Below are 15,153 nucleotides of genomic sequence, written 5' to 3'. Positions count from 1 at the left end.
TCAGGCCTTTTTTTCAAGCCGCGGCAGTGTCTGCGCACTGGTTGCTCGGGGCAGCAACTAAGCGTGTATTACCGATTGCGATGTCAAACACTTACGCGCCGATACCCGAGACAGTGCGTCGTTGGTGATGGGACGTGGAGGGCGGAATTACCGCAGCCGTGAAGAGCGTTTACCGACCTTCGTATTTCGGGCTGCGTTTCTCAAGGAACGCCAGCACGCCTTCCTTGAAATCACGCGAGTTTCCGCATTCTCCCTGCAACTTCGCCTCCAGCGCCAGTTGCTCGTCCAGCGTGTTGCTCATCGAGGCGCGCAGGGCTTTCTTGATGTTGCGATAGGACAGGGTCGGCCCTTTCGCCAGTTGCTCGGCCCGTTTGCGCCAGGTGTCGGCAAAATCGTCATCCGCGACGCATTCCCAGATCAGCCCCAAATCAGCTGCGTCGCGCGCGGACATCTTTTCCGCAAAGAGCGCCGCCCCCATCGCTTTGGCAAACCCCATCTGACGCGGCATCCAATAGGTGCCGCCAGCATCGGGGATCAGGCCGATGCGGGAAAAGGCTTGCATGAAAAACGCGCTTTGCGCAGCAATGACCACATCCGCCGCCAACGCGATGTTCGCCCCGGCCCCAGCCGCTGCGCCGTTGACCGCCGAGATGGTGGGAATGGGGCAGGTATAGATTGCCTGAAGCAGCGGTTCATATTCATCGCGCAAGGTGCGTTCCAGATCGACATGGGCGGCATTGGCCCGGTCGCCCAGATCCTGGCCCGAACAAAACGCCCGCCCGGCGCCGGTGATGACCAGCGCCCGCGCGGTTTGACCCGCCTCTTTCACCGCGTGGGTTATTTCGGCCCGCATCTGCGTGTTCAGGGCGTTCATCACGTCGGCGCGGTTCAGGGTCAGCACTGCCAGATCGTCGGTAACGTCCAGCGTGATCGTTTCATAGTTCATTCGGTCCTCCCGCAAATTTCGGGTAGCTTACCCGACCATACGGTCAGGTAAAGATGGACGCCCCGTCACGCCAGTGAAAAACAGTGTGTTGAAACCGGGTCAAGCGCCGGAACAGATTTGCCTAGCTGTCTTTCAAAAGTTCTTTCAATCGCGCCTCTTCGTCCGAAGACAGGGCCACAGCCCCTTCCCGGGCCTGCGACCGGCGGCGCAGATACAGCGCACCTGATATCAGCGCGATCAGAAACAGCGCAGGGCCAGCCGCCCACAGGATCACGTTCGCACCGCTTGTGTTGGGTTTCATCAGAACATATTCACCATAGCGTTCGACGATGAAATCCACGACCTCTTCATTGCTATCCCCATCCACCAGACGTTCGCGCACCAAAAGGCGCAGGTCACGCGCAATCGCAGCGTTGCTTTCGTCGATATTCTCGCCCCGGCACACCACACATCTGAGGTTCGCCGAAATGTCGCGCGCGCGCTGTTCAAGCTCCGGATCGCTGAGCACTTCATCAGGATTGACCGCCATCGCCGGGCTGGCGACCAACGCCAGCGACAGAAGCGCGGTTAGAATTGTCTTTCTCATTCTGCGGGTACCCCCTGCATGCGCGACTTCCCTGCCCCAGCAGCCACGCGGAAGCGACGGTCCGTCAGGCTGAGCAACCCGCCCAGCGACATGATGATGGTGCCGGCCCAGATCCAGTTCGCGAAGGGTTTGATGAAGGTCCGCACGGCCCAGGCGCCACCTTGCTGCGGATCCCCGATCACGACATAGATGTCGCGCCAGAAGCCGTTGGCAATCGCGGCCTCGGTGGTCGGCATGGCCTGCACCGGATAGACACGCTTTTCGGGGTAAAGCGTCGTGGTCGCACCGCCGTCACTCACCACGCGAATCTCGGCCATTGTGGACATATAGTTCGGCCCCTGCTCTTGTGTCACATCCATCAGCGTAACCTCGTAATTAGCGACGGTGAAGGTTTGACCGACCTCGGCCACGCGAATGTCCTCAATGCTCCAGGCCATCAGGCCCGAGATGCCCATGACGGTGATGCCGAAGCCCGCATGGGCGGCCAACTTGCCCCAGTCGGATCGCGGCAAACGCGTCAGCCGCGACAACCGGTTCGACACCGAACCACGCCCGGTGCGGCTGGCGATATCCACCACGGCCCCGGCCACCAGCCAGGTGCCCAGGAACATACCAATCGGGCCAAGGGCGGTCTTGCCCGTTTGCATTGCCCAGACCAGTGCGCCAACCGCCACCGCAAGGGAAAAGGCGGGTGCAAGCTGCTTGATCACGCGGCCCAACTTGGCGCGTTTCCATGGCAGCATCGCGCCCACCGGCAGGATCAGCGCCAGCACCACCATGAAGGGGGTGAAGGCCGCCTCGAAAAACGGGGCGCCGACGGAAATCTTGCGCCCGAAAATCTCGCCGATCAGCGGCCAGATCGTGCCGACAAACACCACGAAGGAGGACACCGCCAGCAGGATGTTGTTGGCCACCAACGCGCTTTCGCGGCTGACAAATCCGAACACGCCGCGCGCTTCCATCGAGCTGGCGCGGGCGGCAAACAGGGTCAGCGCGCCCCCTGTAAAGACCGCCAGGATCATCAGGATGAAGACGCCGCGTTCGGGGTCGGTGGCAAAGGCATGGACCGACGTGATGACCCCAGAGCGCACGATGAACGTGCCGATCAGCGAGAAGCCGAACGCCAGGATCGCCAGAAGGATCGTCCAGCTTTTCAGGCTTTCACGCTTTTCCACCACGATCGCCGAATGCAAAAGCGCGGCGGCAAAAAGCCATGGCATGAAGGACGCGTTTTCCACCGGATCCCAGAACCAGAACCCGCCCCAGCCCAGCTCGTAATACGCCCACCAACTGCCCAGCGCGATCCCGATGGTCAGGAAGATCCAGGCCGCCAGCGTCCAGGGCCGCACCCAGCGGCCCCAGGCTGCATCAATCCGGCCTTCGATCAGGGCGGCAACTGCGAAGGAAAATGCCATCGAAAGCCCCACATAGCCCAGATACAGGAAGGGCGGGTGAAAGGCCAAACCGGGGTCTTGCAGAAGCGGGTTCAGGTCGCGCCCATCAAACGGCGGCTGCGCGATGCGGATGAACGGGTTCGAGGTGAACAGGACAAAGCCCAGAAACGCCACCGCGATCGAGCTTTGCACCGCCAGCACGCGGGCTTTCAGCCGTTGCGGCAGGTTGCCTCCGAACCATGCAGCCATCGCGCCAAACAGCGACACGATCAGCACCCACAGCAGCATCGAGCCCTCGTGGTTGCCCCACACGCCCGACACTTTGTACAGCATCGGCTTGGCCGAATGCGAGTTCAGCGTGACCAGTTGCACCGAGAAGTCCGAAGTGACGAACGCATAGGTCAGCGCCAGGAAGGACGCCAGCACCAGCAGAAACTGGATCGTTGCTGCCGGCACAGCCAGATCCATCCAACCCCGCCAGCCCTTATGTGCCCCAACCAGCGGCACGATCATCTGCACGACCGCCACGCCCAGCGCCAGGATCAGCGCAAAATGTCCAAGTTCCGTTATCATGTTCGCGACCATTCCGTAATTATGGTGGCGATCATAAACGGAGTCGCGGGTGGGGCCTAGCCCTCTGCGGCGTCAGGTCACGCCATTGTGGTCACGATACAGCCAGAAAAATCATCGTCGAGGCGATCACCGCCGCCAGCACCGGCCATAGGAAGGTGGTGCCATGGCAGCCGAACGAGCGATGGATGACGCTGAAATGCAGAAGCGCGCCGGACAGATACAGGGCCAGCGGCACGAAATGCGCGCCGTTCTGCGACATGATCGCCGGTTCGCCAGTCAGGGCAAAGATCCACCACCATCCCAGCACCAGACTGGCGCCGGACCAGCTATAGGCCATGCCCAGCGCCAATGGCGTTGCGCGCTGCACGTAAAGCCACAGGAATGTCAGCGAAATCATCAGCCCCATTAGGGTGATCGCGCCATATCCGATCTGATACATCGCATCATAGCCTGCCAGCAGATAGCCAAGCTGCAACACCACAGCCAATCCCATCATCAAACCGAATGCCTGTTTCATTTCTGCAAGACCTCTCGCACAACGGCGTCCAGTTCGGCCGCTGCGTGTTCGTTTTGTTCAATTGACCGTTGAAACCGTGACCCCACCAGGATGGACCACAACCGGCATCTGAGTTGCCAGAGTACCCCCCTCATCCGCCCCGCCCCCCGGCGGCTGGCAGGCGCTCGCGAATGATCGTGGTAATCTCGATCAGGATCGAGGAGTTCTTGTCCAGAACCGCGCGTGTCGCCTGATCTTTCTGCAAGTCGCGGTAAAGAAGGTAAAACACCAGCAGCACCCATGGTCCGTGCTCAGCGACCAGGTTCAACAGCATGTCATTGGCCACGCGACACCTCGTGCCAGTCGGCCAGTGCAGCGTTGTCCGTGGTGTCAACGCCCGCCATGTCGCGATGCCGGTGGATCGTGCCGTCTGCCTCGGGCAACGCAGGCTTGAAAACCGGCCGCGTCGGATGCGCGCCCAGATCACGCATGAGCGTTGCGGCAATCGCGCGCTGAAACTCCTGTCCTTTGACCTGATAGCGCGCTCCGAAATAGAAGCTGACCACCACCCCCATCAACCACCACAACGGCTCGGGCACGACCGAAATGCCCTGCATTCGCGCGGCAAACCAGTCGGGGTTGATCATCGCGGCGACAAAGAGGGCCAGTGTCGACAGCGCCAGGGCGGGCCGCGGCACCCGATTTATACCATCCATGAAACGATTGAAGCGCCCGCCATGTGTCGCCAGGAACTCGGCCCGAAACGCCTCGATCGCGGCTTGTTGCAGATCATTGTCGCGGATCGCCGCAGCTTCGGTGTTTTCACGAAACACTTCTGCCGTGTCGCGCAGGATGTTTCCCCCGCGCCCGAACAAAAGCGTAAAGACATTCCCAATCAGCCCCATGCGGCGGTCCTTTCACGGTGTTCCTTGTCAGAGAGGTGATATCTGGCCGACAGAAATTCCTCGGCGCGGGTGATCCACCCGCCCTTTCCGCCATTCCGGCGGCGGGCATATTTTCGCGAGGCCGGTCGGCGGTCCGCCAGCCGGTAGTAGTAGTTGCGCCGTTCGATTCCATAAGCATCGACCAGATGGTCGGGGGCACGGCGGATCGCGTCGCGGGCAATGCCCAACGTCTGCGGGCCAAGCACCCCGTCCACCGACAGCTCGTATCCCATCTTGCGAAACAGCTCTTGCAGCAGGCGCACCGCATTGCTGCCGGCATTCACATACATATCGAAAACCGAGGCTTGCAACGGCGTCGGAAGGTTGTCCAGTCTGGGCTTGCGAAAATAATGTCTCAGAAAAATGTCGCGGGCCTGCTCGCGGGTCAGCCGCCTGACATCGCCCGCCGTGATGCGCCCGTCCTGGTCCAGATCCAGACCTAGCCTGCGCATGGTGTGAATGGTCACGCCATATTTGGTCGCGCCGCCCGGATCGTCCGGGTCGTTCACATACCCGCCTTCGCGAGCAACAATTTCGGTTGCTATCTGTTCAACGCTTTTCATCCAGACCTGACCCCGCATAAGGAATACGGGGCACAGGCTGGTTAAGAAGCGTTAAGAAACCTCAAATCAAGAGGTCGGCTCGACATACACGCCGCTTTCCTTGAGGCTGTCCAGAACCTCTTTCGGCATGTAGTCCTCGTCGTGTTTGGCAAGAATTTCCGTGGCTTGGAACGTGCCGTCCACATAAGTTCCGGTTCCGATCATGCCCTGGTTTTCGCCAAACAGGTCCGGCAACACCCCGCTATAGGCAACGGGCACGACCGCTGCACCATCGGTCACGGAAAAGGTGATCGTTTCCCCCTGACCGCGCGTCAGGGTGCCATCGGCAACCAAACCGCCCATGCGAAACACCTCGTTCTCGCTGGGTGGTTCGGCCAGCACCTCGGTCGGGGACCGGTAATAGTTGATCCCGTCCTTCAGTGCATATCCGATCAACCCGGTCGAAATCGCAAGCGCGACGAAGGCCAGAACGATGATCTGGATCCGTCGTGTTTTCTTCAGACTTTTCAAACCAGCCATAAGTGGCTCCTTTTCAAATCCTTACGGAAAGACCGGCGGCAGCAGCAGCCCGGTCGTTTCATCCTCGCCCAGCATCAGGTTGGCGTTCTGCATCGCCTGACCGGACGATCCCTTGCACAGGTTGTCCAGCGCAGACACGACCAGAGCACGCCCCGGCACCCGGTCGCCGACCACGCCAAGATGGCATTGGTTCGACCCCGTCACATGCCCCATACCCGGCAGTTGGCCTTTCGGTAGCACGGTCACGAACGGCTCGTCTTGATATTGCTCAAACAGGGCTGCATGAATTTTATCCGCATCCCCCTCCACATAGCAATCGGCCAGAATGCCACGGTTCACCGGCACCAGATGCGGAGTGAACATGATCTGCACGGGGCGCCCCGCCAGCTTCAAGAATTCCTGGTCGAACTCGCCCAGATGCCGGTGTTTTCCACCTTGTGCATAGCCCTGCACATCGGTCGCGCGTTCGGCAAACAGCATGTTTTCCTTCAACGACCGCCCGGCCCCCGAGATACCGTTTTTCAGGTCGCATATGATCCGGTCAAGGTCGATCAACCCGGCCGAGATCAGAGGGCGCAGCGCATATTGCACCGTCGCCGCGTTGCAGCCCGTACCCGCCACCAGCCGTGCCGTGCGGATATCGTCGCGATAGAACTCGGTCAGGCCATAGACGGCGGTCTTCTGCAATTCGGTCGCCACATGGGGGGCACCATACCACTTCTCATATTCTGCCGGGTCGCGCAGCCGGAAATCGGCGCCCAGATCGACGACCTTCACACTGTCAGGCAAATCGCGCACCAGAGCCTGGCTCAACCCATGTGGCAGGGCGGCGAAGGCCAGATCGACATTGGCAAAGTCGATCTTATCCATCGTCACCAGCTTGGGCAGGTCGAGGTGGCGCAGATGCGGATAGACTTCCGCCATATCCATGCCAGCCTTGCGATCGGCAGACAGGGCGACGATCTCCATCGTCGGATGGGTGGCGATCAGCCGGACAAGCTCAGCGCCGGTATAACCGGACGCGCCAAGAATAGCGATTTTGTGGGTCATTCAGACCTCCTGCGGGTTCGTCGAAAGATGTAGTGTTTTTGTCAGGCCGCTTCAATCAGGCCGCGTCAAACGTGATCTTTCGTCGCAGAAACTGGGTCGCGCTGTTGGACACACGCTGCGGGTCACCCGTGGTCAGGAATTTTGATCCCGTGCCCGCCCCGCGCATGTCAGGGTGGCGGTCCAGATAATGGGCCAGGCTGTCGGCAACCAGATTGGCCTGACTGTAAACCCGCACATCCTCGCCCAGCGCGCTTTGAAACACCTCGGCCATCAGGGGATAATGGGTGCAGCCCAGAATGGCCGCTTCGGGCTTGGGCATTTTACGCTTCAAGGCATCCACGTGGCTGCGCACCAGCGCCTCGGCCAAAATCATGTCGCCTTCTTCGATCGCATCGACCACACCGCCACAGGCTTGCGCCTCGACGTCCACACCGATGGCACGAAAGGCCAGTTCCCGCTGGAACGCCCGGCTCGACACGGTGGCCGGCGTGGCGAAGAGTGCCACATGCTTTACCGCCACTTCACGCGGGGGCGAGTTGTCGCCCCAATCCCGTTCGGTCAGCGCCTCGATCAGCGGCACGAACACGCCCAGCACACGCTTGTCGCCCGGCACCCAGCTTTCCTGCATCCGGCGAAGGGCGGCGGCCGAGGCCGTGTTACACGCCAGGATGACCAAATCGCATCCCTGATCCCACAGGGCTTGAACGGCCGTCGTGGTCAACTGGTAAATGTCATCGGCATCGCGCACGCCATAGGGCGCATGGGCGCTGTCCGCGTAATAGACGAAATCCACATCCGGCAGGCGTTTTGCCACGGCGTCCAGCACCGTCAACCCACCAAGTCCTGAATCGAATACCCCAACTGCCATGTTCTATGGTCCTGTCCGTGTTGTCTGGTGCAAGCCATAGGTCCGTTTGTGGCGGAAATCCATCACCGATTGGCCGCTGCGACGATTATCCGCTGAATTGCGGCGTCGCAGCGGCAGATCCGGCTCACTCCGCCGCGTGGGCCATCGGTGCCGCGCCGCCACCAAACTGCGCCAGCAGCTCGGCGCGACGGGCGGCGGCTTTCTCGACATTGGCCTCTTTCACCGGGCCAAAACCGCGGATCGACAGGGGCAAGGCAGCCAGCTCCTGCGCAATGGCCAGATTGTCGTCGGTCAGACCTGCCAGGACGGTTTTAATATCCGCCTCATACTGGGCGATCAACGCGCGTTCGGTGCGCCGCTCGGCGGCCCGTCCGAACGGATCAAACGGCGTACCACGCAGAAACTTCATCCGGGCCAGCCAGGGTGCCGCGGTTTCAAACCACGCGCCAAATCCACGCTTCTTCGGTCGCCCGTTCGGGTCTTCACCACTCAGGATCGGCGGCGCGAGGTGATAGGTCAGCTTCAGATCGCCATCAAACTCGGCCTCGGCCTTGGCGCGAGTCTCGCACAGCATCCGCGCCACTTCGTATTCGTCCTTGTATGCCAACAGCTTGTGATAGCTTTTTGCCACCGGCTCTTTCAGCGCCTCGGGCATCTGATCGACGAAGGCGCGATAGCGTTTGGCGAGCCGCTTGTTCTGATAGGTGATCAGGTGATCGGCACGGTAGTCAATCTGTTCGGCGAGCGATTTGGGTTTCTCGACCACCTCGCCCACGACCATCTTGCCCGCTTCATCGGGGTAAAGGACCGCCCAGCGCCCCAATTCGAATGCGCGCTTGTTGCGCTCGATGGCCTGGCCGTTCAACTCGATCGCATACATCAGCGCGTCATGGGTCAACGGCACGATGCCCGCCTGCCAGCTTGCCCCCAGAACCATCATGTTCGAGAAGATGTTATCCCCCATCAGCACCCGCGCCAGTTCGGTCGCGTCGAACATCGACACACGGTCGCGCAGACGCGCCGCCAGCGACAGTTGCAAACGGTCACCGGGGATGGCGAAATCGGTGTTGCGGGTGAACTCGCCCGTCACTGTTTCATGGTTATCCACCACCGCGCCGGTGCGCCCGGTCTTGGTCAGGCCCAACGTGGTATGGGACGCCGAGACCACCAGATCACACCCGATCAACGCATCGCATTCCCCAGTAGCCACACGAATGGCCGAGATGTCTTCCGGTGCGTTGGCAAGGCGCAAATGAACTGTGACAGCCCCGCCCTTCTGGGCAAGACCCGCCATCTCCATCATGCCGACGCCCTTGCCGTCGATATGGGCCGCCTGCGCCATGATGGCGCCGATGGTCACGACGCCGGTGCCTCCGACGCCGGTGATCACGGTGTTGAAGGTGCCGTCGATCACGGGCAATGCGGGTGCGGGCATATCCGGCAGGTCAACCTCGGCCGTGGCGGCCTTCTTCAGCTTGGCCCCTTCAACGGTCACAAAGCTGGGGCAGAAACCGTTTACACAGCTGTAATCCTTGTTGCAGCTTGACTGGTCGATGGCGCGCTTGCGGCCCAGTTCGGTTTCGACCGGCACAATGGACACGCAGTTGGATTGCACACCGCAATCGCCACAGCCTTCACAGATATCGGTGTTGATGAACACGCGCTTGTCTGGGTCGGGATACTGCCCCCGCTTGCGGCGCCGACGCTTCTCGGCGGCGCAGGTCTGGACGTAAAGAATGACCGATACACCCTCGATTTCGCGGCATTTCTTTTCGACTTCCAGCAACTCGTCACGGGTATGGTGCGACAAGCCTTTTGTGAAAGCCGAAAGGTCCATGTCCTCTTTGTCGTCATAGACAAGAAAGATGTGCTTCACGCCCATCGCCTGCACTTCGCGGGCGATGCGCGGGGCATCCAGATCGCCTTCGTTGGCCTGCCCGCCGGTCATGGCGACGGCGTCATTGTAAAGGATCTTGTAGGTGATGTTGGCATCGGAGGCCAATGCCGCCCGGATCGCCAGATTGCCCGAGTGGTTATAGGTTCCGTCACCGAGGTTCTGGAACACATGCTTGGTTTTTGAAAACGGCGCTTCGCCGATCCAGTTCGCGCCCTCGCCTCCCATCTGGGTGAAGCCGACCGTGTCGCGGTCCATCCACTGCACCATGTAATGGCAGCCAATCCCGGCATAGGCGCGCGAACCGTCCGGCAGCTTGGTCGAGGTGTTATGCGGACAGCCCGAGCAGAAGAACGGCAGGCGCGCGGCAAGGTTCGGCGCGTTGTCGGCGCCTTTCGCCTCGGCCAGCATGGCAAGCCCCGCCTTGACGGATTCGGTGCCACGCCCCTCTTCGATCAGAATGTCGCCGATCTTCTCGGCAATCATGATCGGATCCAGCGCGTACCGGGTGGGGAACAGCTCCAGCCGACGACCGTTTTCCCAAGTGTCCCCCTTGTGCCAGCCATAGACACGCCGACCGTCACGATCATCAAAGATCGCTTCCTTGATCTGCACCTCCATCAGCTTGCGCTTTTCTTCCACGACCACGATCAGGTCCAGCCCCTCGGCCCATTCATGGAAGCTGTCCATGTCCAGAGGGAAGGTTTGCCCGACCTTGTAGGTGGTCAGGCCCAGCCGCTCGGCCTCGGCCTCGTCGATGCCCAGAAGGCCCATCGCGTGCACAAGGTCCAGCCAGTTTTTGCCTGCTGCCACGAACCCGATTTTCGCGCCCGGCTTGCCCCATTTGCGCTGGTCGATCCGGTTGGCGCGGGCATAAGCCTCGGCGGCGAACCGTTTATAGTCGATCATGCGCGCCTCTTGCGGCACGGGCTGGTCGCCAAGGCGGATGTTCAGCCCACCGTCCGGCATGTCGAACTCGGGGGTGACAAGCTGCATCCGGTTCGGATCGCCATCGACGACCGACGTCGCCTCGACCGTGTCTTTCATCACCTTCAGACCGGCCCAGACTCCGGCAAACCGGCTGAGGCCATAGCCATAAATGCCGTAGTCCAGAATTTCCTGCACACCCGCCGGGCTGAGCACTGGGATATAGGCATCGACCATCGCCCAGTCTGACTGGTGCAACACGGTCGAGCTTTCGCCCGTGTGGTCATCGCCCATCGCCATCAGCACACCGCCATGCGCGCTGGTGCCCGCCATGTTGGCATGGCGCATCACGTCGCCGGTGCGGTCCACGCCCGGCCCCTTGCCATACCACAGGCCAAACACGCCGTCATATGCGCCCTCGCCGCGCAGTTCGGCCTGCTGACTGCCCCACAGCGCGGTGGCCGCCAGATCTTCGTTCAGGCCGGGATGAAACTTGATGTCATTGGGCTCAAGGATCTTTTTCGACCGTCCCATCCACAGGTCGACCGCCCCCAGAGGCGAGCCGCGATAGCCGGTGACATAACCAGCCGTGTTCAGCCCCGCAGCACGGTCGCGTTCCTTTTGCATCAGCATCAGGCGCACAAGGGCTTGCGTGCCGTTCAAAAGAACGTGCTTCTTGCTCAGGTCAAATCGGTCGTTCAGAGTGATGTCTGGCTTGCCCATGACGCACCTCCCAATACGTTACGGTGATAACTGGATTGGGGAAATTATAGGTCAAAGTTTATGACCTATCAATTCATTTCGCATCACAATCCGTGCTGGAAATCATTACATTTCTGATGATAACACTGTGCAAGGTTTATCCGCTAACAGATATCGGTTCTTTCGCCATGGATTGGGACAAGCTCAGAATATTTCACGCCGTGGCGGATGCTGGCTCTCTGACTCATGCAGGCGATGCGTTGCACCTGTCGCAATCGGCGGTGTCCCGCCAGATCCGCGCGCTTGAGGAAAGCCTGAACGCCACCCTTTTTCACCGCCATGCCCGCGGACTGATTCTGACCGAGCAGGGCGAGTTGCTGTTTGACGCCTCGCGCTCGATCAACCAGCGGATCGAAGCCGCCGTGGCGCGCATCCGTGACAGCAAGGAAGAGGTGTTCGGAGAACTGCGCGTGACGACCACCACCGCCTTCGGGTCACTGTGGCTGGCACCGCGCCTGCCGAAACTTTACGAGAAATATCCGGACCTGAAAATCGACCTGATGCTGGAAGAGCATGTGCTTGACCTGCCGATGCGCGAAGCCGATGTCGCGATCAGGATGAAAGAACCCAGCCAGGCCGACCTGATCCGCAAACGCCTGATGGACGTGCATATGCGGCTTTATGCGACCCCGGCCTATCTGGCGGAAAACGGAACCCCGGAAAAGCTGGACGACCTGTCCGAACACCGGTTGATTTGCCAAAACACCTCGTCCGCGCAGGTTCGCGCGGGGGCTGATCTGGCGCGCGAGTTGCTGACCTATGACGTGAAATCACTGCTGACGGTCAACAACTATTTCGGGGTGCTTCAGGCCGTTCTGCACAATCTGGGGATCGGAATGCTGCCGGATTACGTCACCCAGGACATCCCCGAGATTCAGCGCGTGCTTCCAGATGTCGAAAGCACAGATATCCCTGTCTATCTTGCCTATCCCGAAGAACTGCGCGCCTCGAAACGGATCGAGGCCTTCCGCGACTTTGTCGTTGAAGAACTGATCGAACACCGCAAGAGCCGGCAGGACTGATCGCACTCCACATATGCAAAACCTTTCGTGAACCCATGCATCATGGTGCTTTTCCGCAACACTTGGATTTCCGGCCTGCGCAGCATTGTATACCACCGTCGACATAAGGCGGCGCCTAACCTGCTCTAAAGTCAGGGAATATCGCCCCTCGACTCTACTTATTCGGGATTGCGTCCCGATTTTCCCGCCAAGCCATGCAGTATCCGCATAGCTGCAATGCAGCAAATTTCCTTGATCCGCCCGTTCGGGAACCCTAATTCTTGTTCAAAGCCGATGGTTGAGCATCGCTCTAGTCGGCTTTTACCTCCCTGTTGGACTTGGCCGGGCTTTGCCCGGCCTTTTTTTTGCAAACGCCCCTTCTGGCTTTACGCACGCCCGCGCCTTTGCTCTTTCCCATCACGCACGCATCGCCTAAAAGGCGCCAACCATAGCCTTAGGGGGAAACGGGCATGACCGAGCCGAAGATCACCGCGGACCTGATTGCAGCGCACGGGCTGAAGCCCGATGAATATGACCTTCTTCTCGAAATCATCGGACGCGAGCCGACATTCACCGAATTGGGCATCTTTTCCGCGATGTGGAACGAGCATTGCTCGTACAAATCTTCCAAGAAATGGTTGCGCACCCTGCCCACCGACGGCCCGCAGGTCATTTGCGGCCCCGGCGAAAACGCGGGCATCGTGGATATTGGAGACGGTCAGGCTGTGGTCTTCAAGATGGAAAGCCACAACCACCCCTCTTACATCGAACCCTATCAGGGCGCGGCCACCGGCGTGGGCGGCATCCTGCGCGATGTGTTCACCATGGGCGCACGTCCGATTGCCGCGATGAACTCGCTGTCATTCGGTGAGGTCGATCACCCCAAAACCAAACAACTCGTGAACGGTGTGGTCGAAGGCATCGGCGGCTATGGCAACTGTTTCGGTGTCCCCAATGTGGGCGGCGAAGTGCGCTTTCACCCGGCCTATAATGGCAACTGCCTTGTAAACGCCTTTGCGGCGGGTTTGGCGGATACCGACAAGATTTTCTACTCCGCCGCGTCCGGCGTCGGGATGCCCGTTGTTTATCTTGGGGCCAAGACGGGCCGCGATGGCGTTGGTGGGGCCACGATGGCCTCGGCCGAGTTTGACGACACCATCGAAGACAAGCGCCCAACGGTGCAGGTCGGCGATCCCTTCACCGAAAAACGCCTGATGGAGGCCACGCTTGAGTTGATGCAAACCGGCGCCGTGATCTCGATCCAGGATATGGGCGCGGCGGGCCTGACCTGTTCGGCGGTCGAGATGGGCGACAAGGGCGGGCTTGGCATCAAGCTGAACCTTGAAGACGTGCCGCAACGCGAAGAGAACATGACCGCGTATGAGATGATGCTGTCCGAAAGCCAGGAACGGATGCTCATGGTGCTGAAGCCTGAAAAAGAGGCCGAGGCCCGCGCCGTGTTCGAAAAGTGGGATCTTGACTTCGCAATCGTCGGTGAAACCCTGCCCGAGGATCGCTTTCTGATCATGCACAATGGCGAAATAAAGGCTGATCTGCCGCTGTCGCCCCTGTCAGGCCGCGCGCCGGAATATGACCGTCCCTGGGTCGAAACCCCTGCCCCGGACGCCCTGTCCGATGTGCCCGAGATTGATCCGATCGACGGGTTGCGCGCCCTGATCGGGTCGCCCAACTACGCGGCGAAGCAATGGGTCTATGAACAATATGACCACATGGTCATGGCCGACACGGTGCGTGCACCCGGCCTGGGCGCGGGGATCGTGCGCGTGCACGGCACCGACAAAGCCATCGCCTTCACGTCCGACGTGACACCGCGCTATGTGAAGGCCAATCCGTTTGAGGGCGGCAAGCAGGCGGTGGCCGAAGCCTATCGCAACCTGACCGCAGTCGGGGCCAAGCCGCTGGCCACCACCGACAACCTGAATTTCGGGAACCCCGAAAAGCCCGAGATCATGGGCCAGTTCGTGGAGGCCATCAAAGGCATTGGCGAAGCCGTTGCCGCGCTGGATATGCCCATCGTGTCGGGCAATGTGTCGCTCTACAATGAAACCGACGGGCAAGGCATCCTTCCGACCCCAACGATTGGTGCCGTCGGACTGCTGCAAAACCTTGATGACATGATCGACGGTGTGGCCCGCGACGGCCATGTGGCCATGGTGATCGGTGAAACCACCGGACATCTGGGTCAATCCGCCCTGTTGGCCGAAGTGTTCAACCGCGAAGACGGTGACGCGCCGCATGTCGACCTTGCGGCTGAGAAAACGCACGGCGATTTCATCCGTTCCAACCGCGACTTGATCAAAGCCTGTGCGGACCTGTCCGATGGCGGCCTTGCGCTGGCGGCATTCGAAATGGCGGAAGCCGGCGGCGTCGGCGTGACACTGGACATCAACGACACCCCCACCCTGTTTGGCGAGGATCAGGCGCGCTATCTGGTCGCCTGCAATTTCGACCAGGCCGAGGCCCTGATGATCGAGGCCGGCAAGCTGGGCATTCCCATTGCGTCCGTTGGGCGCTTTCACGGCGATACGGTCAAGATGGGCGGCTCGGAAGCCCCGCTGGACGAACTGGCAGAGATCTTCCGGACCGGGTTCGATCAGGCGCATCGTTGA

13 protein-coding genes are annotated in these 15,153 nt (G+C 60.5%); 2 read left to right on the top strand and 11 right to left on the bottom strand.

Annotated features, from left to right (window positions below; translation table 11 throughout):
• Positions 1-169 precede the first annotated feature (169 nt).
• The 11 genes from MUY21_RS11680 to MUY21_RS11630 all read right to left on the bottom strand — a co-directional run bounded on the left by MUY21_RS11680 (position 170) and on the right by MUY21_RS11630 (position 11,483).
• Entirely contained in the window at positions 170-946 is a 777-nt protein-coding gene (locus MUY21_RS11680; RefSeq protein ID WP_248410546.1) for an enoyl-CoA hydratase-related protein, read from the bottom strand.
• A gap of 121 nt (positions 947-1,067) precedes the next feature.
• Positions 1,068-1,532 (bottom strand): cytochrome c-type biogenesis protein, encoded by a 465-nt coding sequence (locus tag MUY21_RS11675; protein ID WP_248410545.1) that lies wholly within the window; start codon positions 1,530-1,532, stop codon positions 1,068-1,070.
• Positions 1,529-3,499, bottom strand: coding sequence for a heme lyase CcmF/NrfE family subunit (locus MUY21_RS11670; protein WP_248410544.1), 1,971 nt, complete (start codon positions 3,497-3,499; stop codon positions 1,529-1,531). Before MUY21_RS11670 ends, MUY21_RS11675 begins: the two co-directional genes overlap by 4 nt.
• 91 nt (positions 3,500-3,590) lie before the next feature.
• Positions 3,591-4,016: a hypothetical protein gene (locus tag MUY21_RS11665; protein ID WP_191285462.1), complete on the bottom strand. Its 426-nt coding sequence runs from the start codon at positions 4,014-4,016 to the stop codon at positions 3,591-3,593.
• 130 nt (positions 4,017-4,146) lie between these two features.
• A complete protein-coding gene (locus MUY21_RS11660) occupies positions 4,147-4,341 on the bottom strand; it encodes a hypothetical protein (protein WP_191285461.1) in 195 nt (64 codons plus the stop codon).
• Entirely contained in the window at positions 4,331-4,900 is a 570-nt protein-coding gene (locus tag MUY21_RS11655; RefSeq protein ID WP_248410543.1) for a holin family protein, read from the bottom strand. Before MUY21_RS11655 ends, MUY21_RS11660 begins: the two co-directional genes overlap by 11 nt.
• On the bottom strand, positions 4,891-5,502 hold the full coding sequence (locus MUY21_RS11650; RefSeq protein ID WP_248410542.1) for a holin-associated N-acetylmuramidase: 612 nt from the start codon (positions 5,500-5,502) through the stop codon (positions 4,891-4,893). Before MUY21_RS11650 ends, MUY21_RS11655 begins: the two co-directional genes overlap by 10 nt.
• A 66-nt stretch (positions 5,503-5,568) precedes the next feature.
• Positions 5,569-6,012 (bottom strand): cytochrome c maturation protein CcmE, encoded by a 444-nt coding sequence (gene ccmE, locus MUY21_RS11645; RefSeq protein ID WP_191285908.1) that lies wholly within the window; start codon positions 6,010-6,012, stop codon positions 5,569-5,571.
• 30 nt (positions 6,013-6,042) lie between these two features.
• Positions 6,043-7,071, bottom strand: coding sequence for an N-acetyl-gamma-glutamyl-phosphate reductase (argC, locus tag MUY21_RS11640; protein WP_248410541.1), 1,029 nt, complete (start codon positions 7,069-7,071; stop codon positions 6,043-6,045).
• Positions 7,072-7,126: 55 nt separating this feature from the next.
• Complete coding sequence (gene murI / locus MUY21_RS11635) at positions 7,127-7,939, bottom strand: glutamate racemase (protein WP_248410540.1); 813 nt, start codon at positions 7,937-7,939, stop codon at positions 7,127-7,129.
• Between the two features lie 124 nt (positions 7,940-8,063).
• Positions 8,064-11,483 carry an indolepyruvate ferredoxin oxidoreductase family protein gene (locus tag MUY21_RS11630; protein ID WP_248410539.1) on the bottom strand — a complete coding sequence of 1,140 codons (3,420 nt, stop codon included), beginning with the start codon at positions 11,481-11,483 and terminating at the stop codon, positions 8,064-8,066.
• 167 nt (positions 11,484-11,650) lie between these two features.
• Here MUY21_RS11630 and MUY21_RS11625 point away from each other — a divergent pair, with 167 nt between their 5' ends.
• Together MUY21_RS11625 and purL are read left to right on the top strand one after the other, a co-directional pair.
• Entirely contained in the window at positions 11,651-12,544 is an 894-nt protein-coding gene (locus MUY21_RS11625; RefSeq protein WP_248410538.1) for a LysR family transcriptional regulator, read from the top strand.
• A gap of 449 nt (positions 12,545-12,993) precedes the next feature.
• Positions 12,994-15,153 carry a phosphoribosylformylglycinamidine synthase subunit PurL gene (gene purL, locus MUY21_RS11620; RefSeq protein ID WP_248410537.1) on the top strand — a complete coding sequence of 720 codons (2,160 nt, stop codon included), beginning with the start codon at positions 12,994-12,996 and terminating at the stop codon, positions 15,151-15,153.

Origin of the sequence: Aliiroseovarius sp. S2029, assembly GCF_023195575.1 — a bacterium.
Classification (GTDB): domain Bacteria; phylum Pseudomonadota; class Alphaproteobacteria; order Rhodobacterales; family Rhodobacteraceae; genus Aliiroseovarius; species Aliiroseovarius zhejiangensis.
This window is presented reverse-complemented; position numbering and strand designations above follow the sequence as displayed.

What these genes read in the sequence shown, in the direction of transcription:
- MUY21_RS11680 (WP_248410546.1), bottom strand. Translation starts at nt 946, where the DNA reads ATGAACTATGAAACGATCACGCTGGACGTTACCGACGATCTGGCAGTG.
- MUY21_RS11675 (WP_248410545.1), bottom strand. Translation starts at nt 1,532, where the DNA reads ATGAGAAAGACAATTCTAACCGCGCTTCTGTCGCTGGCGTTGGTCGCC.
- MUY21_RS11670 (WP_248410544.1), bottom strand. Translation starts at nt 3,499, where the DNA reads ATGATAACGGAACTTGGACATTTTGCGCTGATCCTGGCGCTGGGCGTG.
- MUY21_RS11665 (WP_191285462.1), bottom strand. Translation starts at nt 4,016, where the DNA reads ATGAAACAGGCATTCGGTTTGATGATGGGATTGGCTGTGGTGTTGCAG.
- MUY21_RS11655 (WP_248410543.1), bottom strand. Translation starts at nt 4,900, where the DNA reads ATGGGGCTGATTGGGAATGTCTTTACGCTTTTGTTCGGGCGCGGGGGA.
- MUY21_RS11650 (WP_248410542.1), bottom strand. Translation starts at nt 5,502, where the DNA reads ATGAAAAGCGTTGAACAGATAGCAACCGAAATTGTTGCTCGCGAAGGC.
- argC (WP_248410541.1), bottom strand. Translation starts at nt 7,071, where the DNA reads ATGACCCACAAAATCGCTATTCTTGGCGCGTCCGGTTATACCGGCGCT.
- murI (WP_248410540.1), bottom strand. Translation starts at nt 7,939, where the DNA reads ATGGCAGTTGGGGTATTCGATTCAGGACTTGGTGGGTTGACGGTGCTG.
- MUY21_RS11630 (WP_248410539.1), bottom strand. Translation starts at nt 11,483, where the DNA reads ATGGGCAAGCCAGACATCACTCTGAACGACCGATTTGACCTGAGCAAG.
- MUY21_RS11625 (WP_248410538.1), top strand. Translation starts at nt 11,651, where the DNA reads ATGGATTGGGACAAGCTCAGAATATTTCACGCCGTGGCGGATGCTGGC.
- purL (WP_248410537.1), top strand. Translation starts at nt 12,994, where the DNA reads ATGACCGAGCCGAAGATCACCGCGGACCTGATTGCAGCGCACGGGCTG.